The organism is Amycolatopsis thermalba (assembly GCF_003385215.1).
GTDB lineage: Bacteria > Actinomycetota > Actinomycetes > Mycobacteriales > Pseudonocardiaceae > Amycolatopsis_E > Amycolatopsis_E thermalba.
In genome coordinates, this window is the sequence record NZ_PQHW01000125.1 from 1 (window position 1) to 19613 (window position 19613).

The 19613-nt window shown below is 72.7% G+C and carries 20 protein-coding genes and 1 pseudogene; 13 read left to right on the forward strand and 8 right to left on the reverse strand.

The annotated features are described in order from the left end of the window. Positions 1-552: glycosyltransferase family 4 protein (locus tag D0D15_RS31640; protein ID WP_162830700.1), on the reverse strand; the 552-nt coding region annotated here is incomplete at its 3' end. A gap of 102 nt (positions 553-654) precedes the next feature. Here D0D15_RS31640 and D0D15_RS31645 point away from each other — a divergent pair. Together D0D15_RS31645 and D0D15_RS31650 are read left to right on the forward strand one after the other, a co-directional pair. Beyond that, entirely contained in the window at positions 655-1857 is a 1203-nt protein-coding gene (locus tag D0D15_RS31645; RefSeq protein WP_244215004.1) for an FAD-dependent oxidoreductase, read from the forward strand. Between the two features lie 108 nt (positions 1858-1965). Then, a pseudogene (locus D0D15_RS31650) lies at positions 1966-2675 on the forward strand (integrase core domain-containing protein). 252 nt (positions 2676-2927) lie between these two features. Here D0D15_RS31650 and D0D15_RS31655 read toward each other — a convergent pair. Next, positions 2928-3521, reverse strand: a complete 594-nt coding sequence (locus D0D15_RS31655; RefSeq protein WP_094006103.1) for a TetR/AcrR family transcriptional regulator — start codon at positions 3519-3521, stop codon at positions 2928-2930. A 48-nt stretch (positions 3522-3569) separates the two neighbouring features. Between D0D15_RS31655 and D0D15_RS31660 the strand changes: the two genes are divergently transcribed. The 4 genes from D0D15_RS31660 (at position 3570) to D0D15_RS36145 (ending at position 5487) form a co-directional block, all read left to right on the forward strand. Next, on the forward strand, positions 3570-4043 hold the full coding sequence (locus D0D15_RS31660) for a hypothetical protein (RefSeq protein WP_094006102.1): 474 nt from the start codon (positions 3570-3572) through the stop codon (positions 4041-4043). Between the two features lie 78 nt (positions 4044-4121). Then, a complete protein-coding gene (locus D0D15_RS36465; RefSeq protein ID WP_167481593.1) occupies positions 4122-4292 on the forward strand; it encodes a hypothetical protein in 171 nt (56 codons plus the stop codon). An 80-nt stretch (positions 4293-4372) separates the two neighbouring features. Beyond that, complete coding sequence (locus D0D15_RS31665) at positions 4373-5278, forward strand: PfkB family carbohydrate kinase (RefSeq protein WP_233157311.1); 906 nt, start codon at positions 4373-4375, stop codon at positions 5276-5278. Beyond that, the gene (locus D0D15_RS36145) at positions 5275-5487 is read left to right on the forward strand and encodes a hypothetical protein (protein ID WP_143266202.1); all 213 of its coding nucleotides are present in this window, start codon (positions 5275-5277) and stop codon (positions 5485-5487) included. Before D0D15_RS31665 ends, D0D15_RS36145 begins: the two co-directional genes overlap by 4 nt. 229 nt (positions 5488-5716) lie before the next feature. Here D0D15_RS36145 and D0D15_RS31670 read toward each other — a convergent pair whose 3' ends face one another. Together D0D15_RS31670 and D0D15_RS31675 are read right to left on the reverse strand one after the other, a co-directional pair. Further along, complete coding sequence (locus D0D15_RS31670; RefSeq protein WP_094006100.1) at positions 5717-6892, reverse strand: erythromycin esterase family protein; 1176 nt, start codon at positions 6890-6892, stop codon at positions 5717-5719. 51 nt (positions 6893-6943) lie between these two features. After that, the gene (locus tag D0D15_RS31675) at positions 6944-7333 is read right to left on the reverse strand and encodes a hypothetical protein (protein WP_094006099.1); all 390 of its coding nucleotides are present in this window, start codon (positions 7331-7333) and stop codon (positions 6944-6946) included. A gap of 147 nt (positions 7334-7480) precedes the next feature. On the opposite strand from D0D15_RS31675, the gene D0D15_RS31680 reads away from it, so the two are divergent. From D0D15_RS31680 to D0D15_RS31690, 3 genes are read left to right on the forward strand one after another with little or no spacing between them, the layout of a single operon-like run. Next, positions 7481-8686, forward strand: coding sequence for a site-2 protease family protein (locus D0D15_RS31680; RefSeq protein WP_094006098.1), 1206 nt, complete (start codon positions 7481-7483; stop codon positions 8684-8686). Positions 8687-8722: 36 nt separating this feature from the next. Next, positions 8723-9163, forward strand: coding sequence for a hypothetical protein (locus tag D0D15_RS31685; RefSeq protein WP_094006097.1), 441 nt, complete (start codon positions 8723-8725; stop codon positions 9161-9163). Beyond that, entirely contained in the window at positions 9160-10686 is a 1527-nt protein-coding gene (locus tag D0D15_RS31690) for a glycoside hydrolase family 13 protein (RefSeq protein WP_094006096.1), read from the forward strand. The genes D0D15_RS31685 and D0D15_RS31690 overlap by 4 nt, the downstream gene beginning before the upstream one ends. Here the strand turns inward: D0D15_RS31690 and D0D15_RS31695 are convergent. Further along, a complete protein-coding gene (locus D0D15_RS31695) occupies positions 10678-10998 on the reverse strand; it encodes a four-helix bundle copper-binding protein (RefSeq protein WP_233157310.1) in 321 nt (106 codons plus the stop codon). The two genes, D0D15_RS31690 and D0D15_RS31695, sit on opposite strands and share 9 nt — an antisense overlap. On the opposite strand from D0D15_RS31695, the gene D0D15_RS31700 reads away from it, so the two are divergent. Beyond that, complete coding sequence (locus D0D15_RS31700) at positions 10997-11323, forward strand: DUF8129 domain-containing protein (protein WP_094006095.1); 327 nt, start codon at positions 10997-10999, stop codon at positions 11321-11323. The genes D0D15_RS31695 and D0D15_RS31700 overlap by 2 nt on opposite strands. Before the next feature lie 73 nt (positions 11324-11396). Here the strand turns inward: D0D15_RS31700 and D0D15_RS31705 are convergent, their stop codons facing one another. Next, a complete protein-coding gene (locus tag D0D15_RS31705; RefSeq protein WP_094006094.1) occupies positions 11397-11918 on the reverse strand; it encodes an NUDIX hydrolase in 522 nt (173 codons plus the stop codon). A 50-nt stretch (positions 11919-11968) separates the two neighbouring features. Here D0D15_RS31705 and D0D15_RS31710 point away from each other — a divergent pair, with 50 nt between their 5' ends. Further along, positions 11969-13546 (forward strand): RecQ family ATP-dependent DNA helicase, encoded by a 1578-nt coding sequence (locus D0D15_RS31710; RefSeq protein ID WP_094006093.1) that lies wholly within the window; start codon positions 11969-11971, stop codon positions 13544-13546. Between the two features lie 43 nt (positions 13547-13589). On the opposite strand, the gene D0D15_RS31715 is transcribed toward D0D15_RS31710, so the two are convergent. Further along, the gene (locus D0D15_RS31715; protein ID WP_094006092.1) at positions 13590-15176 is read right to left on the reverse strand and encodes an IS1634 family transposase; all 1587 of its coding nucleotides are present in this window, start codon (positions 15174-15176) and stop codon (positions 13590-13592) included. Positions 15177-15323: 147 nt separating this feature from the next. Between D0D15_RS31715 and D0D15_RS31720 the strand changes: the two genes are divergently transcribed. Continuing rightward, on the forward strand, positions 15324-17915 hold the full coding sequence (locus D0D15_RS31720; protein WP_094006091.1) for a bifunctional FO biosynthesis protein CofGH: 2592 nt from the start codon (positions 15324-15326) through the stop codon (positions 17913-17915). Between the two features lie 67 nt (positions 17916-17982). On the opposite strand, the gene D0D15_RS31725 is transcribed toward D0D15_RS31720, so the two are convergent. Beyond that, a complete protein-coding gene (locus D0D15_RS31725) occupies positions 17983-18495 on the reverse strand; it encodes an FBP domain-containing protein (protein ID WP_094006090.1) in 513 nt (170 codons plus the stop codon). Between the two features lie 47 nt (positions 18496-18542). Between D0D15_RS31725 and D0D15_RS31730 the strand changes: the two genes are divergently transcribed. After that, on the forward strand, positions 18543-19361 hold the full coding sequence (locus D0D15_RS31730) for an inositol monophosphatase family protein (RefSeq protein WP_094006089.1): 819 nt from the start codon (positions 18543-18545) through the stop codon (positions 19359-19361). Positions 19362-19613 lie beyond the last annotated feature (252 nt).

Sequence of the window (19613 nt, forward strand, 5' to 3'; positions counted from 1 at the left end):
CTCCAGCACCGACACCCCGCCGCCCGCGCCGATCACCACCGGCGTCCGGTCCGACGGGCCGACCGGCTCCGGCGGCACCTCCACACCCGGCCGGATGCGGGTCACCCGCTCGGCCGGCGTGCCCAGCTCCCGCAGCCTCTCCTCGACGATCCGCGACGGCGCCAGCGCACCGGCCAGCCGCCGGTAGCAGTCCCAGACCGCGCTCGACGCCGGCGCGCCGCCGGTGCGGTGCAGCGTCGCCACGGTCGGCGCGACGGCCTCCGCGGCCTGCAACGCGGCCAGGTTCGCCCCGGCATCGGCCAGGTTGACGTGCACGACGTCCGGCGAAAGCGCTCGCAGCGCGTCCTCGATCTGCGGCGCCCACACGCTACGCACCGCCGGCGCCACGATCTGCTTCGGCACCCGCTCCGGGAACGCGCCGGCGAGGCCCTCGCCCACGACGATGCTCGGCGCCACCCACGGCGGCAGGAACCGCAGCAGCCGCCGGACGTAGACCTCCGCGCTGCCGAACACCTCGTTGTCCACCACCAGTGCCACGCTCAGGCGTCGCATCGCCACCTCACGTAGTCGGCATATCGGACAGTTACCCGTTCCGTGATCAGCCACACCTAACCGGCCGGTCAGCACCCTGACCGATCGGTTAGCATGGTCGCTGTGGAACACGTGACATGCTGTGTAGTAGGCGGGGGCCCGGCCGGGATGATGCTCAGCGTCCTGCTGGCCAGGGCCGGAGTCAAGGTGACCGTGCTGGAGAAGCACGGGGATTTCCTGCGGGACTTCCGCGGGGACACCGTTCATCCGTCGACGCTGCGCCTGTTGGACGAGCTCGGCCTGGGCCAGAAGTTCGCGGCGGTGCCGGGCCCCGAACTGACCGAGATGCGGATGCGGGTCGCCGGCGAAACCGTGGTGGCGGCGAACTTCGGCCGCCTGCCGGGCCGGCACAAGCACATCAGGATGGTCCCGCAGTGGGACTTCCTGGACCTGCTGGCCACCGCCGAGCCGCTGGACCTGCGCATGAACACCGAGGTCACCGGTGTGCGCCGGACGAACGGCCGGGTGACCGGCGTGACCTACCGGGACGCCGACGGCGAGGGTGAGCTGTCCGCGGACCTGGTGGTCGCGTGCGACGGCCGGGATTCCCTGGTGCGCCGGGAGGCCGGGCTGCGGCCGCTCGAATTCCCCCTGCCGATGGACGTGTGGCAGGTGCGGATTCCCGCGCCACCGCACGAAGAGCGCGACGGCCGGGTGTTCGGGGTGTTCGGGAACGGGCAGGTCGCGGTGACGATGGACCGCGGCGAGTACCACCAGACCTCGTACCTCATCCGCAAGGGCGAGGACGCCCAGCTGCGCGCCCGTGGGCTGGAGTGGTTCCGCGGACGGCTCGCCGAGCTGTTCGGCTGGGACGCCGAGGTGCTGGCCGACATCCGGTCGTGGGACGACGTGAAGCTGCTGGAGACGTCGATGGGCCGGCTGCCGCAGTGGTACGTCGACGGCCTGCTGTGCCTGGGCGACGCCGCCCACACCATGTCGCCGGTGGGTGGGGTCGGGGTGAACCTCGCGATCCAGGACGCCGTCGCGGCCGCCCGGATCCTGGCCGGGCCGCTGTCTGCCGGCCGGGTGTCCAAACAGGACCTGGCGAAGGTCCAAAAGCGACGCGAGTTCCCGACGCGGGTGGCGCAGCGGGCGCAGCTGGGCGAGCACGAGATGCTGCTCAAGCCCGCGCTCGACGGCACCCTGACCCGCGTGCCGCCGCCGCTGCGCGCGGTGCAACGGATCCCGGCGCTCGCGGTGGTGGCCGCCTACCTCGGCGGGATCGGCGTGCGCCCGGAACGCGCACCCGCCTTCGCGCGGCGCTAGGTGTTGTGGCTTGTGAGGTTGTGGACGGCGTGTTGGGTTGATTGTGGGGAGGGCCTCGGGGCGGAGTGGGTGTTGCGACGCATCCACTACCAGCCCTGGAGGTCCTCGGTGGGTCACGCTGACGCACGCGCCACGGTGTATGCCCGGCAGTTGATCGTGCAGCGTTATCAGGCGGGGTGGCCGCCGGCGCGGATCGCTGAACAGCTCGGAGTGTCCACGGTCGACCCGATCACCGGGATGCCGGTGCGGCGGCGGCATACGGGCATCCGCTACGAACGCCGTTCCCCGGGCGAGCTGCTGCACATCGACGTCAAGAAACTCGGGCGAGTGCCTGACGGCGGCGGCTGGCGGGTGCACGGCCGCAGCGAGCAGGTCCGCGGCCGCGGTATCGGCTACGACTACCTGCACGTCGCCCTCGACGACCACACCCGCCTGGCCTACGTCGAAGCCCTGCCCGGCGAACGCGACACCGCCGCCGCCGCCTTCCTGCACCGCGCCGTGGCCTGGTTCCGCCACCACGGCATCACCGTGCTGCGAATCCTGACCGACAACGCCCTGGCCTACCGCCGAGGCACCTGCTGGGCCGCGGTCTGCACCGCCCTCGGGCTGCGCCGCCGCTACATCAAACCGGCTGCCCCTGGACCAACGGCACAGCCGAACGCTCCAACCGCACCCTGCTCACCGAATTCGCCCACGCCCAGCCCCGGACCTCCAACACCCACCGCCCGGCAGCCTTGCCCGCCTGGATCCAGCACTACAACACTGAACGCGCACACTCCGCCCTAACAGGCCACCCACCCATCACCCGACTGCCCTGACCCTCCACAACCTGTCAGGTCACAACACCTAGGTGCCGGGCCTGCGCGGAGGCGGCCTGCCTTCCCGACCGCGGGGTGCGGCTGCTACGCCCGCCCTACCGCACCCCGCGCGCGCAAGCCGGTCCAGCAGCTGATCGAGCCGGGCCAACACGATCCCTGATCGCCTACGGCCGCGCCACCGCCTTCGCGCGGCGCTGGTTCCCGCACTGATGTGAAAGGACCTTCCGGCGAGGTAGGCGAATGCGCCCCCGGCTAGGAGATCGCCGCCAGGACGAATCGCTCCAGCTCGTCGGCCGCCGCGTCCAGGTCCAGCTCGGGGTGCGCGAGCCAGTGCGACACCACGCCGTCGATCGCGCCGCCGATCGCCAGCGCGACCGTCCGCGTGTCGAGCTCGCGCAGCTCCCCGGCGCGCTGCCCGTCCTCCAGCAGGCCGGCCAGAACCTGCCAGCGGCCGCCGGCGTCGTGCGAGCCGGGCGCCTTGAGCCTCGTCCCGTTCGCGTCGTCCAGCAGCACCTCGGTGATGAGCCGGACGTGCCGCCGGTGCGCCGACTGGTACCCGATCATCGCCCGCACGTAGGCCGTGACCGCGGACCGCGCGTCCGGCTGCCCGTCCACCCGGTCCCGCACGTAGTCGCCGAACTGCCGGAACACCTGCTCCAGCGCCGCCTGCGCGAGGTTCTCCTTCGACGAGAAGTGGTACAGCACCGCGGCCTTGGAGATGCCGGCCGCCTCGGCGATCGCGGACAGTGACGTGCCGCGGTAGCCCTTGCTGGAGATCAGGTCGATGGTGCACTCGATGATCTGCTCCCGGCGGGCACGCTCGGTGAAGGTCATGGGCCGGGACATGCCCCGATCCTAGAGGTTGCCCGCTCGCCCCGGGGGTATCCGGCCGGAATGCTGAGTTCGATCCTGCGGGGCGCCGCCGCCGGGGCGGCCGGGGCCACCGCGCTCAACGCCGCGACCTACGTCGACATGGCCGTCCGCGGGCGCCCGGCGAGCTCGCTGCCGGAAGAGGCGGTCGAGAAGATCGCGCGCACCCTCGGGGCCGGGATCCCCGGCGACGAGGAGCGCAAGCAGGCCAGGGAAACCGGTCTCGGGGCGCTGCTCGGGCTGGTCACCGGGACCGCGGTCGGCGCGGCCTACGGCGCGGCGCACGGCGCGGGCTGGCGGCCGGACGTGCTCCGCGGCGGCCTCGCGGCGAGCGGGGCCGCGCTGGTCGCCGCGAACGGGCCGATGACCGTCCTGCGCATCACCGACCCGCGCCGCTGGAGCGTCGCCGACTGGATCAGCGACCTGGTCCCGCACGTGGCCTACGGGTTCGTCACCGCCGCCACCTTCGCCGCCACGGTGCGGAAACGCCGCCGCTGACCCACCCCTCCGGGGGAGGTGTATGCGGAACGGCCCGGGGGTATTCCGGCGGCAGGGGTTGGATCCGGGAGGGACACCATGGGCAGGCACCGCATCGACGACGCCGGCACGGACCTGAAGTGGGGCGGTCCGGCCCTCGTCACCGAAGCCCGGCACGTGGCCCGCAGCAGGCACGCGCGGCCCGAGGACGAACCGGCGACCCAGCAGCTGGAAGGCGCTCTCACCGGAGAGGTCGCCGTCGCCCCCTGACCGGCGGACAGCGCAGCCGCGAACGGATTCCGCCCGTTCGTGTCGGTTAGTGCGAATCGGGATCGGGTACTGCTCCGGCCGTGACACCAGAGGTGGTCGTGGTCGGGCAGATCGCTCGTGACCTCGTCCTGCGCGTGGCGGACGCCCCGGCGGCCGGCGAGTCGGCCGCGGTGCGCTCACGCGACGAGGTGCTCGGCGGAAAGGGCGCGAACCAGGCCGTCGGCGTCGCCCAGCTCGGCGTGCCGGTCGCGTTGCTCTCGGTGGTCGGCGACGACCGCGCCGGGCACGACCTGCTGACCCACGCCGCGGCCGACCGCATCGACGTCTCCCACTGCGTCGTCCGCGAGCACGCCCGCTCGGCCCTCATCGTCAACGTCGTCGACGACCACGGCCAGTGGCGCTACCTGGAGGACGTCCCCGAGGACGTCCTCGTCGCCGAACACGACGTGCTCGCCGCGGCGGGACTGCTGCGGGACGCGCCGTCGGTCATCCTCCAGCTGCAGCAGCCGGCCCGCACCGCGATGACCGCCGCCCGCCTCGCCCGCGAGAGCGGCGCCCGGGTGGTCCTCGACGGGGTCCCGGCGGACCGGGACCTGCTGGCGTGCGCGGACATCCTGCGCGCCGACGCCAGGGAAGCGGAAATCCTCACCGGACGGCCCGTGGCGGACGTGGCCGAAGGGGTCAAGGCGGGCGTGATGCTGCTCGCGCACGGGCTCGATCTGGCGGTACTGGAAGTCGCCGGCCACGGCAACGTGTTCGTCAGCCGGGCCGGCTACGAGTTCCACCCGCACGGCGACGCGCACGTCGTCGACACCACCGGTGCGGGAGATGCCCTGGTCGCGACCCTGACCTGCGCGCTCGCGCGCGGTCAGGACCTGCGCACCGCCGCACGGGCGGCGGTCGCGGCAGCGGCGAGCACCACCGAACACGCCGGGGGCCGACCCCGGCTGAACCCCGGCATCCTCGAGTCGCGGAAGCAGTCATGACCCTCAGCCAGCCCCGACCGGCCACCCGAATACTGATCGCCCCGGACCGCGCCGCACCCCCGGTGCCGTGCGAGGAATGCGGTTACTCCGCGCTGCGGATCGCCAAGCTCGTCAACGAGGCCGATGAGCCGTTGGCGACCTTGCTGGTCTGCACCAACTGCCGGACGCACACGCCTCTGCCGGAGTTGCCTGAGCCGCGGCGGCCGTAGGCGTAGCCGCTACGCGGGTGGCTGAAGAGCGCCGGCTTCGCTTCGCTACGCCCGGATTGGTGCCCTCCCGAACCCGATCTTTCAGTGTTCGGTTGCCGAGAAGCGGCGTCAAGGCGGGAAAGAGTACCTTGACCCCACTGCGCGGCAACCGATTTGGCTGGGGATCGGGTTGCGGGAGAGGGGTGGCTCGGGGGGTTGTTGCTTGCGTTGCCGGGTGGCGGTGTCGTTGTCAGGTGGCTCCGATTGGTGCGTGTAGTGGTACCACCGCACTGGAGAAGTCGCAGAACAGGAATGCGTCGTAGCGGCGGTCCAGCCTGGTGGGGACGTAGTTTCCGAGTTCTTCTCTCGTCGGGTCGTACACCACGCCGATGGCCCGGTGGCCGCGCACCTGCCGCGCCCACTCGCCGGCTTCCTCCAGCAGGAACAGTGAGTCGGCATCAGGCACGGCCTCGTGGAGCAGTGACTCGACGCTGTCCTCCCGCGCGGGCGGCACCGGCATGTCCTCCGGCGGCGCGCCCCAGTGCGAACCCGCCATCACGGTGCCCCGGTGCGTGCCGAAGCCCACCGCGAACGACTCCTCCGGGTGACGCTCCCGCACCAGCTGCCCGACGTTGAGCATCCCCGCCGCGGCCATGTCCGTCGCCCGCGCGTCGCCGATGTGCGTGTTGTGCGCCCACACCACGGCTTTCGCCGAGGGGCCGTACGCCTGCGTCAGCCGGTCGAGCGTGTCGGTCATGTGCTCGTCCCGCAGGTTCCACGATTCCACGTCACCGCGGACCATCGTCCGGTAGTACCGCTCGGCCCCGGCGACGATCTCCGCGTTCTGCCGCGCCACGAACGCGGGGTCCAGACCAGGCACCTCATCCGTCTCCCGCATCGACGCGAGCAGCCGCAGCACGTCCCGCTCGCAGTTCTCCGGCACCAGCCGCGTGGAATACGCGTAGTCGTGCGGGTCCTCGGCGAACGGCTCGAAGCACCGCATCGCCGACAACGCCGTCTCCACCTGGCCCGGCTGGTGCTCGCGCAGGTACCCCAGGATCTCCCGCAGCGAGTCCCACAGGCTGTAGACGTCCAGACCGTGGAACCCCACCGGCCGGTCGCCGAACCGCGCCAAGTTGTACGCCGTCAGCCACCGGGCGAACTCCACGACGTCGTCGTTGGCCCACATCCACCGCGGCCACCGGTCGAAACCGGACAGCACCGCCTCCGGATCCCCGCGCCCGCCCGCCACGCAGCAGTGCAGGCGGTGGCAGTCCGGCCAGTCGCCCTCGACGGCGACGAACGAGAACCCCCGCTCGACGATCAGCCGTTTGGTGATCTCCGCGCGCCAGCGGTAGAAGTCCGCCGTGCCGTGCGAAGCCTCCCCCAGCAGCGCGTACCGGGCGTCACCGATGCGGTCGATCAGCGGGTCGAGGAGCTTCCCCCCGGCCCAGGCCGATGGCGTCCTCGCGCGGGGTCAATACGAAAGCTCCTTCGCGGCGGCCTGGGCGGTGGCCAGCTCCTGGCACAGCCGCACCGTGACCTCCTGCGCCCTGGCCAGCGCGGCCGTGGCGTCGAACACCGAGGTGATCAGCGTTTCGTAGCCGCCCTGATCACCCGGCACGTCCAGATTGCCCAGCCACAGCTGCCGTTCCAGCCACGTGCCCAGTTCGGGCAGGCTCCGGGCGACGTTCTGCGAGAGCAACTTCAGCGATCCGAGCACCCGGTAGATCTCCGCGGCCCCGTCGATCCCGGTGTCGCCGCCGACACCGGAGGCGCGGTGGTACAACCCGCGCGTCGCCAGCTGGGCCTGTTCCGCCAGCCCGCCGCAGCTGGCCGTCACCTCACTGTTCCGTGACACGTCCATGTTCGCCGGTCCCCTGTCTCACGCCGGTCGTAGTGCTTCAGCCTTCCCGGTCACCGCCGAAACCAAACCGTGTCGGCCGAAACGTTCAGTAACGGTTCGGTGCGGGTAGGTGGTTGCGGGGGATTCGGACGAGAGGGGAGAGGTGCGATGGCGTCGACCGTGTGGCTGGGCCGGTTCGAAGGCATCCGGGTGGGTCTGCATTGGAGCGTCTTCGGCATGGCCGCGGTGCTGGTCGCCGCGCTCTCGTTCACGCAGTGGGCGCCGCTCGCCCCCGGGCAGGGGGTGTTCGCCTACGTCGTGGCGAGCCTGATCACGGCGGCGCTGTTCGTGGTGTCGCTGTGCGCGCACGAACTCCCGCACGCCCTGGTCGCGCGCCGGTCCGGCCTGGAGGTCCGCGAGGTGACCCTGTGGCTGCTCGGCGGGGTCACCCGGCTGCGTGGCGAACCGCGCTCGCCCGGGGTGGAGTTCCGCGTCGCGTTCGCCGGGCCGTTGATGAGCCTGCTGCTCGCCGCGATCTTCGGTTTCGCCACCTGGATGACCTCCCCGATGGGCAACTCACTGTCCGGCGCGGTGCTCGGCTACCTCGCGGTGCTCAACCTGGTTCTGGGTGTGTTCAACCTGATCCCGGTGGCGCCGCTGGACGGCGGCCGCGTGCTGCGCTCGATCCTGTGGGGCGCGTGGAGCGACCGGCACCGCGCGACGCTCGGCAGTGCCCGGGCGGCCCGCGTCCTCGGCTTCGTCGTGTGCGCGTTCGGCGTGCTCACCCTGCTGCGCGGGCCGATCGGGCTCGGCGTGTGGCCGTTGTTGGTCGGCCTGTTCATCGTCCACCTGGCACTGGCCGAGGAACGCGACGCCGAACTGGGCACCAGCCTGGCCGCCATGCGGGTGCGCGACGTGATGACGATGCGCCCGGCCACCGCGCCCGCCGCGACCACTGTGGCGACCTTCCTCCGCGACCACGCCATGCTGCGCCAGCATTCGGCCTATCCGCTCGTCGACCCGGTCGGCCGGTTCGCCGGGCTGGTCACGCTGACCCGCATGCGGGCCGTGCCGCCGGAGCAGCGCCCCAACACCCTGCTCGGCGAAATCGCCTGCCCGCCAACGGAAATCCCGCGCGCCACCCCGGACGAGCCGTTGCTCGCGCTGCTGGCCCGGATGTCCGGGTGCGCCGACGGCCGGGCGCTGGTGTTCGACGCCGACCGGCTCGTCGGGATCGTGTCGCCGTCCGACATCAGCCGCGCGGTGACGCTCCGCGGTCTGGGCGTGGACTGGCACGGCGGCGCGGACGTCGCGGTCACGCGGAGCCCGTCCAGTCCGCCGCTGGGCCGCCCGGCGACGCAGCGCTGGCCGTGAGTTTCGGCACGCGCGAGCACGGGAATCCGATCAGCGATGAGCCACGAAAACACCCAGCGGGACGTCCGGCGCCTGGCCGGCCGTCTCGTGGACGATCTCGGCAGGCAGGACCTGACCGCGGTGTCCCGCGCGCTGCCCAGGATGATCGGCGCCGACGCACCGGAGGCGGGTCTGCTCCGGCCGCTGTGCGCCGAGCTGGTCACCGTGATCGCCCGCGAGGTGCGGGCCCGCGCGGCACCGGAGGGCGCCGACCTGTTCACCGTCGAGCTGTCCGACGAGGGCGACGCGGGCGTGCCGATCGACGAGCTGCAGCCACCGCTGCGGGCCGTGCTGCGCGCCGTCCTCGCCGAGCTCAACCACGACACCGACGGGGTGGACGCGCAGCTGGAGTTCATCGCCGGGGACCCGGATCCGTGCGGGCAGATCGACGCGCTGATCCACCTGGTGTCCTGGGCCCACGACCTGCCGCGCACGTGAGCGGCGCGTGGTGGCGGGACGCCGTCATCTACCAGGTCTACATCCGCAGCTTCGCCGACGGCAACGGCGACGGTGTCGGGGACCTGGCCGGCATCCGCGCGAAACTCCCCTACCTGGCCGGTCTCGGCGTGGACGCGCTGTGGATCACGCCGTGGTACCCGTCCCCGATGGCCGACGGCGGCTACGACGTGGCCGACTACCGCGACATCGACCCGGTGTTCGGCACGCTCGCCGACGCCGAAGCCCTGATCGGTGAGGCGCACCGGCACGGGTTGCGGATCATCGTCGACATCGTGCCCAACCACACCAGCTCGGCGCATCCGTGGTTCCGGGCCGCGGTGGCCGCCGGGCGTGGTTCGCCCGAGCGGGAGCGGTACGTCTTCCGCGACGAGCCGAACGACTGGCGCAGCGTCTTCGGCGGCCCGGCGTGGAGCCGGGTCGACGACGGCCAGTGGTACCTGCACCTGTTCGACGCCTCGCAACCGGACCTGAACTGGGACCACCCGGAGGTGCGCGCCGAGTTCTTGGACGTGCTGCGGTTCTGGCTCGACCGCGGGGTGGACGGGTTCCGCATCGACGTGGCCCACGGCCTGGTCAAGGACCCGGCGCTGCCCGATCTCGGCCTGGACCACGAGGGCCTGGTGGAGCCGCCGGACCGCAGCGACCACCCGCACTGGGACCGGCCCGGCGTGCACGAGATCTTCCGGTCCTGGCGTGAGCTGGCCCGCCACTACGGCGACGACCGGATCTTCGTGGCCGAGGCATGGGTGGACAGCCCGCGGCGGCTGGCCCGGTACGTGCGGCCGGACGAGCTGCACACCGCGTTCAACTTCGACTTCCTGCGCTGCCCGTGGGACGCGGGCCGGCTGCGGTCGGTGATCAACTTTAGCATCGGCGAGCTCGCCGCCGTGGGTGCGCCGGCGACCTGGGTGTTGTCCAACCACGACGTGAAACGGCACGTCACGCGGTACCGCGGCGGGTTGCCGCGGGCGCGGGCGGCACTGTTGATGATGCTCGCGCTGCCCGGCGGGGCGTACCTGTACCAGGGCGAGGAGCTGGGCCTGGAGGAGGTCGAGGACCTGCCCGAGGAGGTGCTGCGGGACCCGACGTGGGAGCGGTCCGGGCACACCAAACGCGGCCGCGACGGGTGCCGGGTGCCGCTGCCCTGGTCTGGCGCGGAGCCGCCGTTCGGGTTCTCCAGCGGCACGCCGTGGCTGCCGCAGCCCGCGCACTGGGCCGCGAAGACGGTCGCCGCGCAGGAGGACGACCCGGACTCGATGCTGTGCCTCTACCGGGACGCGCTGCGGATCCGCAAGGAACACCCCGCACTCGGGGACGGCGCACTGTCGTGGTTGGACAGTGAGCCGGAGGTGCTCGCCTTCCGGCGGGACCCGGGGGTGGTGTGCGTGGTCAACCTCGGCACGACCCCGGTCGCGCTGCCGCCGCACCGGAAGATCCTGCTGGCCAGCGCCGAACCGGCGGACGAACTCGCCCCCGACTCCGCCGTGTGGCTGTCAACCTAGGTGCCGGCGCAACTGCTGACAGGCGTCCTCGCAGCTGCTGCAGGCCTCGGCGCAGACCGCGCAGTGCTCGTGGTGCCCGGCGTGCTTCTCGCACTCCTCGGCGCACGCCCGGCAGGCCTTCTCGCACAGGGCGAGCAGCTCGGAGGCGATCCCGGCCGGGTCGCCGCGCCGGGACAGCACGCGGGCGGTCGCGGCGCAGATGTCGGCGCAGACGGCGGTCAGCTTGACGCACCGGACCAGCGCGGCCGGATCCGGTCCGGAGAGGCAGGCGTCCCGTTTGCCCGGCCGTCGCGGGGGTAGGTCTTGGCACATGTCCGAACTACCGCTGCCCGAATACGACGAGCTGCCCCTGGCCTCGCTGCAGCACCGGATCCGGTCGCTCGACGAGGAGCAGCTCGACCAGCTGATGTCCTACGAGCTCAAGCACGCCAACCGGCTGCCGGTGCTGGAGCTGATGCGCGTGCGCAAGCAGCAGCTGCACGAGGGCGCCGAGCCCTCGCACGGCGAGCACACCGAGATCCCCGAGGTGAGCGGCCACGCGGGCGGCTCCCCGGCGAGCCGGCAGACGGCGGCCGAGCCGAACACGCCGCTGCGCCACGGCGTCGCGGACCAGACCCCCCACCGCGGCCGCCGCTAGGGGCTTCCGGCGCCGGCCACGTGCGCGTTCCGCGGGTGGCGGCGCGGGAAGCGCCGCCACCCCGTGCCGCCCCCTAGAGCCGCTCGCGCACGCGGCGCAGCGTCTCCCGCACGTTGGCCTCCGTCGCGGCGTCGATCGCGTCGTCCAGGGTGAGCCACTTCAGCGGCGCGTCCGGTTTCTCCGGCCGCGCCGCTTCCGGCTGCCCGGTCGCCAGCACGTACCGCAGGTCCGCGTGCTCGTGCGCGGGCTCGGCGCCCTTCGCCGGCACCGGGACGACCACCGCGTGCAGCAGATCCGCCGTCGGCCACGGGCGCAGGTCCGCCAGCCCGGTTTCCTCCCGCCCTTCGCGCAGCGCGATGTCCAGCGGGTCCGTCTCCCCCGGATCGCCGTGCCCGCCGACCTGCAGCCACGCCTGCTGCCGCTCGTGCCAGCGCAGCAGCACCCGGCGCGTCGGCGGGTGGACGATCACCGCGGAACCCGTGACGTGCAACGGAATGTCCCGCGCGAACGGGTCCGCCACGCTCGCCAGCAGCTCCCGGATCCGCGCCACATCGGCGTTCTCGGCGTCGTCCCGCGCCGTGTATCCCTCCAGCATGCCCGCAGCCTACGGTGTTTCCGCACCCCGCATGCGGGAACACCCCGCCGGTGTCCAGACACGACGAACTCCGCCGCACCGCACGTGACACCTTCGGCTGGGCGGAGCTGCGCGACGACCAGCTGACCGCGATGGAGGGCCTGCTCGACGGCCGTGACGTGCTCGCCGTCATGCCCACCGGCTCCGGCAAGTCCGCGATCTACCAGATCCCCGCGCTGCTGCTGGACGGGCCGACGCTCGTCGTGTCGCCGCTGACCGCGCTGCAGCGGGACCAGGTCGGGCAGATCGCGGACAGCGACGCCCCGGACGCGGTCGCGGTCAACTCCGCCCAGCCCGCCCGCACCACCAACAAGGCGTGGGACGCGGTCACCCGCGGCGACGCCGAGTACCTGTTCCTCGCGCCGGAACAGCTGGCCAAGGACGAGGTGCTGGAGCAGCTGGACGCGATCCGGCCCAGCCTGTTCGTCGTCGACGAGGCGCACTGCGTGTCCGCCTGGGGCCACGACTTCCGCCCGGACTACCTCCGCCTCGGGCAGGCCATCGAACGCCTCGGGCACCCGCGCGTGCTGGCCCTGACCGCGACCGCCGGCGGGCCGGTGCGCGACGACATCGTCGCCCACCTCGGCCTGCGCGACCCGGTGCGCGTGGTGTCCGGATTCGACCGGCCGAACCTCTACCTCGCGGTGCACCGCGCCACCACCGAGGAGGACAAGCGGGCCGCCGTCCTGCGCTGGGTGCGCGACGCCCCGAAGCCCGGTCTCGTCTACGCCGCGACCCGCAAGGACAGCGAACGCTACGCCGGGGAACTGGGCGCGGTCGCCTTCCACGCCGGGATGCCGGCGGCCGACCGCAAACGCGTGCACGAGGATTTCCTCGCCGGCCGGGCCGACGTGGTGGTGGCGACCTCGGCGTTCGGCATGGGCATCGACAAGCCGGACGTGCGGTTCGTGGTGCACGCGTCGGTGCCGGAGTCGGTGGACTCCTACTACCAGCAGATCGGCCGCGCCGGCCGGGACGGCGAGCGGGCCGACGCGCTCCTGTTCTACCGGTCCGAAGACCTGGGCCTGCAGAAGTTCCTCACCTCGCGGCGCTTCGACGACGAGGGCACCCGCGAAGTCGCGGAGGCGTTGCGCGACCACGACGACCCGCACGACCTCGACCTGTCGCACCGCCGCGTCATGAACAACCTGAACCTGCTGGACCAGGCCGGGTTGGTGGAGGACACCGGCGCGGGCTTCCGGTACACCGGCGGCGATCCGGCGGAGGCCACCGAGCGCGCCGCCGAGGTGGCCGCGCAGCGCAGGAAGCTCGACCGGTCCCGCGTCGAGGTGATGCGGGAGTACGCCGAGACGTCGGCGTGCCGCCGCCAGTTCCTGCTCGGCTACTTCGGCGAGGCGCTGGACGAGCCGTGCGGCTTCTGCGACACCTGCGACGCGGGCACGGCCGCCGCGCAGGCCCCGTCCGACGGCGAGTTCCAGCCGGGCACCCCGGTCCGCCACGCGGAGTGGGGCTCGGGCCAGGTCGTCCGCCGGGAGGCCGACAAGGTCACCGTGCTGTTCGACGAGGCCGGCTACCGCTCGCTGTCGCTGCCCGCGGTGCGCGCGAAGAACCTGCTGACCGAGGAGTGACACCCGCCCGCGAGTCCCACACTCCCGCCCGCGAGTCCCACGTTCAGGGCGCGTAGGCGTCCAGCCCGAACAGGTCGAACAGCTTCTGCTGCACGGCGTCGCGGCAGGTCAGCAGCCGCCGGGTGCGCGGGCGGCCGCCGGTCGACGGGTAGCGCAGCACCGTCTCGCCGATGCGTGACAGCAGGTCCAGCAGCTCCCGCACCGACAGGTCCAGCCCGGCCCGGTCGGCTTCCTGCCGCATCACGTGCGTCACCGCCGTCGCCAGCACGCTCACCAGCGAATGCACCGCGATCCGGTGTTCGGTCCAGTGCCGCCGCGGTGCGGACGCCGCCACGAACGGGCCGTTGAGCTGCCGGAACGTCGAGTCCAGGTGGTAGCGCGCGCGGTAGGCGGTGATGACGTCGGCGACCGGCCAGTCGTGGTCGGTCACCAGCAGCTGCTTGCCGAAGTACTCCTCGTCCAGGCGCGACCGGGCGTTCTCGTCGACTCGCCACTCGAGCCGCAGCTCGGCCGGGCGCGTCCCGGTCAGCCGGGTGGACAGCACGCGGTCGACCCACCGCACCCGCGTGATCCGCGCGATCTCCGTCAGCACCTGTTCGCGTGGCCGCCGGTTGGTGCCGGCCGCCAGCGCCAGGGCCAAGCCGTCGAGCTGCCGCGTCGCGCTGCTCAGCGCCTGCGCGAACCCGCGCGCCTGCGCCGCGTGCAGCTTCGCCGAGTGCGTGAGCACCACCCGCCGCGTCGCGCCGGACACCACCGCGTGCGTGTCGAGCGCCGTCACTCCGGCGAAGCGGTCCGGGTCGACCGATCGCCGCGCCGACGCCGGCCGCGTCAGCAGCTCGGGGTGGTCCCCCAGCGGCAACGCGCCGACGAAGTGCCTGCCGTCGTCGAGGTCGAGCTGCGCGTGCTGGCCCGTCTCGAACACCAGCGTCACCGGCCCGGCCACGCGCGCGGCGAGCCGGTCCGCCGCGAGCCCGAACGGGACCGCGCCCTCCCGCGGGTACACCGCCGACGCGACCGGGATCGAACCGTCCCGGGTGACCACCGTGCTCAATCCGACCGGGGACGCCGCCGCGGTCTCCGATTCGGCGTAGGTCGCGAAGTTCGGCACGTCCACCGCGAGCAGGATCGGCTCGCCGAGGTGGTCCCGCACCCGTGCCGACACCGCCTCCTCGATCCGCACCAGCTGCGGCCGCGTCAACCGCCGCATGGCGCGCCAGAACTCGTCGTCGCGCACCGCGGCCGCCGCGATCCGCGGCCGCACGAACCGGCTCGCCGCGCTCTCCGCCCACCACTGCGCCAGATCCGTGCCCGGCGCGGTCGCGCGGTGCAGCACGGACAACGCGAAGTACGTCCCGATCGAAACTTTCGCCTTGCGCGATCCCAGGACCGCGTCGATGGCCGGACGCACCTGGAGCCGCTCCAGGGTGGACCACACCGCGGCGACGTCACCGAACGCCAGGTGGCGCGTACCGTCGGGGGATCCGGCCGCGCCGTCCAGAGCCGCGGCGATGTCCTCCGCGGTGCCGAGATAACGCTGCGACGTGATCCGCGGCGCGCCGTTCACCCGCCCGGTGTGCGCGAGGTAGTAGTAGGTCCTGCCGCCGACCCGCTTGCCGATCACCGAAGCCACACTTTAGGTAATACGCCTGCCCGTCCCCCGGCGCAATGACGACGGCCACGGTGAGCAGCGGAAACAGGGGTGCCGCCGACCGGTGTGGCCGATCTTGCGCGGCCTGGTCCTGGCACCGCCGACCAGGCCGGTCCTAGCGTTTCGGGTATGGCAACCGCTCCCACCGCCTCCGCGATGCGCCGCGCGCTGGCCCGCGCCCGCGACGGCAAGACCCTCGACATCACCGAGGCGACCGTGCTGTTGCACGCGCGCGACGAAGACCTCGAAACGCTGTCCGAGCACGCCTCCCGCATCCGCGACGCCGGACTGGCCGAAGCCGGCCGCGCCGGCGTCATCACCTACAGCCGCAAGGTGTTCATCCCGCTGACCCGGCTGTGCCGCGACCGCTGCGGATACTGCACTTTCGCGACGGTTCCGGGCAAACTGGACGCCCCGTTCCTGTCGCCGGACGAGGTGCTGGAGATCGCCCGGCAGGGCGCGGCGATGGGCTGCAAGGAAGCCCTGTTCACCCTCGGCGACCGCCCCGAGGACCGCTGGAAGCAGGCCCGTGAGTGGCTCGACGCGCACGGCTACGACGACACGCTGTCCTACGTCCGTGCGATGGCGATCCTGGTGCTGGAGCAGACCGGTCTGCTGCCGCACCTCAACCCGGGTGTGCTGACCTGGCAGGACCTGCAGCGCCTCAAGCCGGTCGCGCCGTCGATGGGCATGATGCTGGAGACCACCGCGACCCGGCTGTGGAGCGAGCGCGGCGGCCCGCACTACGGCTCGCCGGACAAGGACCCCGCCGTGCGGCTGCGGGTGCTGGAGGACGCCGGGCGGACGTCCGTGCCGTTCACCACCGGCATCCTGATCGGCATCGGCGAGAACTACGAAGAGCGCGCGGACGCCCTGTTCGCGATCCGCAAGGTGGCCCGCCAGTACGGCGGCATTCAGGAAGTCATCGTGCAGAACTTCCGCGCCAAGCCGGACACGAAGATGCGTGCCACGCCGGACGCCGACCTGCAGGAGCTGGCCGCGACGATCGCCGTCGCGCGGCTGGTGTTCGGCCCGAAGATGCGCATCCAGGCGCCGCCGAACCTGATCGGCAGCCAGTACGACCTCATGGTGCGCGCCGGGATCGACGACTGGGGCGGGGTTTCCCCGCTCACGCCCGACCACGTCAACCCCGAGCGCGCGTGGCCGCAGATCGACGAGCTGGCGCGGCAGACCGAGAAGGCCGGCTACACGCTGCGCGAGCGGCTGACGATCTACCCCGAGTACCTGCTCGCCGGCGAGCCGTGGCTGGACCCGCGCGTGGCCGGGCACGTCGCCGCGCTGGCCGACCCGGCGACCGGCCTGGCGCGCGAGGACGCGGTGCTCGAGGGCCGCCCGTGGCAGGAGCCGGACGGCGGCTGGCAGGACCAGGCCGGCACCGGGCGCACGGACCTGCACGTCGAGGTCGACACCACCGGCCGCACCGAGGACCGGCGCAGCGACTTCGACTCGGTGTACGGCGACTGGCGGGAACTCGCGTCGCAGGTTCCGTCCGCGCCGCGCCGGATGGACACCGACATCGCGGAAGCCCTGCGCCGCGCGGAACGCGACCCCGCGGGACTGTCCGATCAGGACGCGTTGGCGCTGCTGCACGCGGACGGCGCCGAGCTGGAGGCGCTGACGTCGCTGGCCGACGGGTTGCGCCGGGACGTCAACGGCGACGACGTGACGTTCGTCGTCACGCGCAACATCAACTTCACCAACGTCTGCTACACCGGCTGCCGGTTCTGCGCGTTCGCACAGCGCCGCACGGACGCCGACGCCTACACCCTGTCGTTGTCGCAGGTCGGGGATCGGGTCGACCAGGCGTGGGAGGCCGGGGCGACGGAGATCTGCATGCAGGGCGGCATCCACCCGGACATGCCCGGCACGGCGTACTTCGACCTGGCGGCCGAGGTGAAGCGGCGGCAGCCGGACATCCACCTGCACTCCTACAGCCCGATGGAGGTCGTCAACGGCGCGTCCCGGACGAACCTGTCCATCCGGGACTGGCTGACGCGCGCGCACGAGTCCGGTGTGGACTCGCTGCCGGGCACCGCGGCGGAGATCCTGGACGACGACGTGCGGTGGGTGCTCACCAAGGGCAAGCTGCCCGCATCGAGCTGGATCGAGGTGGTGTCCACCGCGCACGAGCTGGGCATCCCGACGACGTCGACGATGATGTACGGGCACGTCGACACGCCCGCGCACTGGGTCGGGCACATCAAGCTGATCGCCGACCTGCAGCGGCGGGCGCTGGAGAAGACCGGGCGGCGCGGGTTCACCGAGTTCGTGCTGCTGCCGTTCATCCACCAGAACGCGCCCATCTACCTGGCCGGGCTGTCCCGCCCGGGCCCGACGAAGCGCGAGAACCGGGCGGTGCACGCGCTGGCGCGGATCCTGCTGCACGGGTTGATCGACAACATCCAGTGCTCGTGGGTGAAGCTGGGCGAGGACACCTGCCGGGACGTGCTGAACGGCGGCGTGAACGACCTCGGCGGGACGCTGATGGAGGAGACGATCAGCCGCATGGCGGGCGCGGACAACGGCTCGTACAAGACGATCAGCGAACTGGCGGCCATGGTCGCCCCGATCGGCCGCCCACTGGTCCAGCGCACCACGACGTACGGCCGCCCGTCCCCGGAGCGCGTGGCGGCGGCCCTGGCGTCCGACGGAGTGGCCCAGGCCGTCCGGCGACCACTGTCCCTGCCGATCGTGAGCTGAGGGGGCGGAGGGGCGAGCACCGCGCTCACCAGCGTGTTCGCCCCTCCGGCACCGTGTTTCGGCTGCCTCAGGTCACGTTGTCCGTCGTCACCTCGTCCAGGAAGCGGGCGACGTTCGCCAGCATCCGCTCCACCCGCTGCTCCAGCGGCGCCCGGTCCACCGGGTTGTGCACCGCCGGGCGGCGTTTGCCCCGCAGGTACTGCCCGCACGCCAGGTCGGCGCACGCGTAGGTGCCGACGGTGTTGCCCTGCTTCCCCGCCGCGCCGACCCGCCGGGCCGCGAACAGCGACACGTCCGTCGCCGCGTGGATCGTTCCGCAGAACGCGCACAGCGAGGACTTCAGCGAGCTGCGGTGCTTGGCCGCCGCCCGCAACGCGACGCCCACCACGTTCTCCCCGTAAGGCGCCACGAGATAGGCGTTCTGGGCGGCCTTCGGATCGCGCCAGCCGAGGAAGTCCACTTCGGACCAGTCCAGTCCGGCCAGTCCCGGCGGCAGGGACAACCGTTGCGCCTCCCCCTTCGAACAGTTGATGAACGACTTGCGAATGCTGGTTTCGTCGAGGGGTTGCACGGCGGACATGATCCGTCGCCCCACGCGCGCGGGCAAGTCAATTAGGATCGACGACGATGAGCACGAAGATCGCGTGGCCGGTGCCCACCCCGGACCTGCCCGGCGACGTCCACCCCGCACTCGCCGCGATGGCCCGCGCCGCCAGCGCCGCCTACGGGGACGCCCGCCGCCGGCACACCCGCACCGAGCTGGCCGAGGAGGTCGCCGACGGCGCGGACGGCACCCCGACCATGCGCGTGGACGAGATCGTCGAGGCCGCGATCGCCGAGGAAGCGCACCGGCACCGCGTCAACCTGCTCAGCGAGGAAGTCGGCTTCGTCGACAACGGCTCCGCGGTGACGCTCGTCGTCGACCCGGTCGACGGCTCCAACAACGCCGCCAACGGGGTCCCGCTGAGCTGCTTCGGCGGCACGGTCGCGGTCGACGGACAGGCCACCGAGGCGCTCACCGTGTGGCTCGACACCGGCCGCGCCTGGCGCGCCCGCGCCGGCGAGCCGGTCCCGTTCCGCACCACCGGCCGCACCGAGCTGACCGGCGCGACGGTCAACCTGCTCCGCCCCCACCAGCGCACCGCGGAGGCGTGGATGCGCGTGGCCGACCGGGCGCGGCGCGTGCGGATCCTGTCCACCACGGTCCTGGAGTGCGCGCTGGTGGCCGAGGGTTCGGTGGACGCGTTCTGCGACCCGGGCTCGGACACCCACCGCCTGGTCGACCTCGCGACGGCGATGGTCACGGTGCCCGCGGCCGGCGGCGCGGTGATCGACGTGCACGGCCGCCCGCTGGAGATCGACCCGGACCTGACGCGCCGCTGGTCCGGCATCGCCGCCGCGAGCCGCGCCCTGGCCGACGAGCTGGCCGCGACGATCCTCGGCTGACCGCTGCGGCGAGGCCACGCCGCCCCGTGCCCCTCAGCGGCCACCACCACTCGGCCGCCCCGTGCCCACCGGCGACCGCGCTGCCCGGCACCGCCCCCTGTCGCACTCAGCAGCCACCACCACTCGACCACCCCGCGCCCACCGGCCACCGCGCTGCCCAGCACCGCCCCCTGTCGCACTCAGCAGCCACCACCACTCGACCACCCCGCGCCCACCGGCCACCGCGCTGCCCGGCACCGCCCCCTGTCGCAC

What these genes read in the sequence shown, in the direction of transcription:
- D0D15_RS36145 (WP_143266202.1), top strand. Translation starts at nt 5,275, where the DNA reads ATGACCCTCAGCCAGCCCCGACCGGCCACCCGAATACTGATCGCCCCG.
- D0D15_RS31725 (WP_094006090.1), bottom strand. Translation starts at nt 18,495, where the DNA reads ATGTCCGCCGTGCAACCCCTCGACGAAACCAGCATTCGCAAGTCGTTC.
- D0D15_RS31675 (WP_094006099.1), bottom strand. Translation starts at nt 7,333, where the DNA reads ATGGACGTGTCACGGAACAGTGAGGTGACGGCCAGCTGCGGCGGGCTG.
- D0D15_RS31660 (WP_094006102.1), top strand. Translation starts at nt 3,570, where the DNA reads ATGCTGAGTTCGATCCTGCGGGGCGCCGCCGCCGGGGCGGCCGGGGCC.
- D0D15_RS31730 (WP_094006089.1), top strand. Translation starts at nt 18,543, where the DNA reads ATGAGCACGAAGATCGCGTGGCCGGTGCCCACCCCGGACCTGCCCGGC.
- D0D15_RS36465 (WP_167481593.1), top strand. Translation starts at nt 4,122, where the DNA reads ATGGGCAGGCACCGCATCGACGACGCCGGCACGGACCTGAAGTGGGGC.
- D0D15_RS31685 (WP_094006097.1), top strand. Translation starts at nt 8,723, where the DNA reads ATGAGCCACGAAAACACCCAGCGGGACGTCCGGCGCCTGGCCGGCCGT.
- D0D15_RS31705 (WP_094006094.1), bottom strand. Translation starts at nt 11,918, where the DNA reads ATGCTGGAGGGATACACGGCGCGGGACGACGCCGAGAACGCCGATGTG.
- D0D15_RS31680 (WP_094006098.1), top strand. Translation starts at nt 7,481, where the DNA reads ATGGCGTCGACCGTGTGGCTGGGCCGGTTCGAAGGCATCCGGGTGGGT.
- D0D15_RS31655 (WP_094006103.1), bottom strand. Translation starts at nt 3,521, where the DNA reads ATGTCCCGGCCCATGACCTTCACCGAGCGTGCCCGCCGGGAGCAGATC.
- D0D15_RS31720 (WP_094006091.1), top strand. Translation starts at nt 15,324, where the DNA reads ATGGCAACCGCTCCCACCGCCTCCGCGATGCGCCGCGCGCTGGCCCGC.
- D0D15_RS31695 (WP_233157310.1), bottom strand. Translation starts at nt 10,998, where the DNA reads ATGTGCCAAGACCTACCCCCGCGACGGCCGGGCAAACGGGACGCCTGC.
- D0D15_RS31700 (WP_094006095.1), top strand. Translation starts at nt 10,997, where the DNA reads ATGTCCGAACTACCGCTGCCCGAATACGACGAGCTGCCCCTGGCCTCG.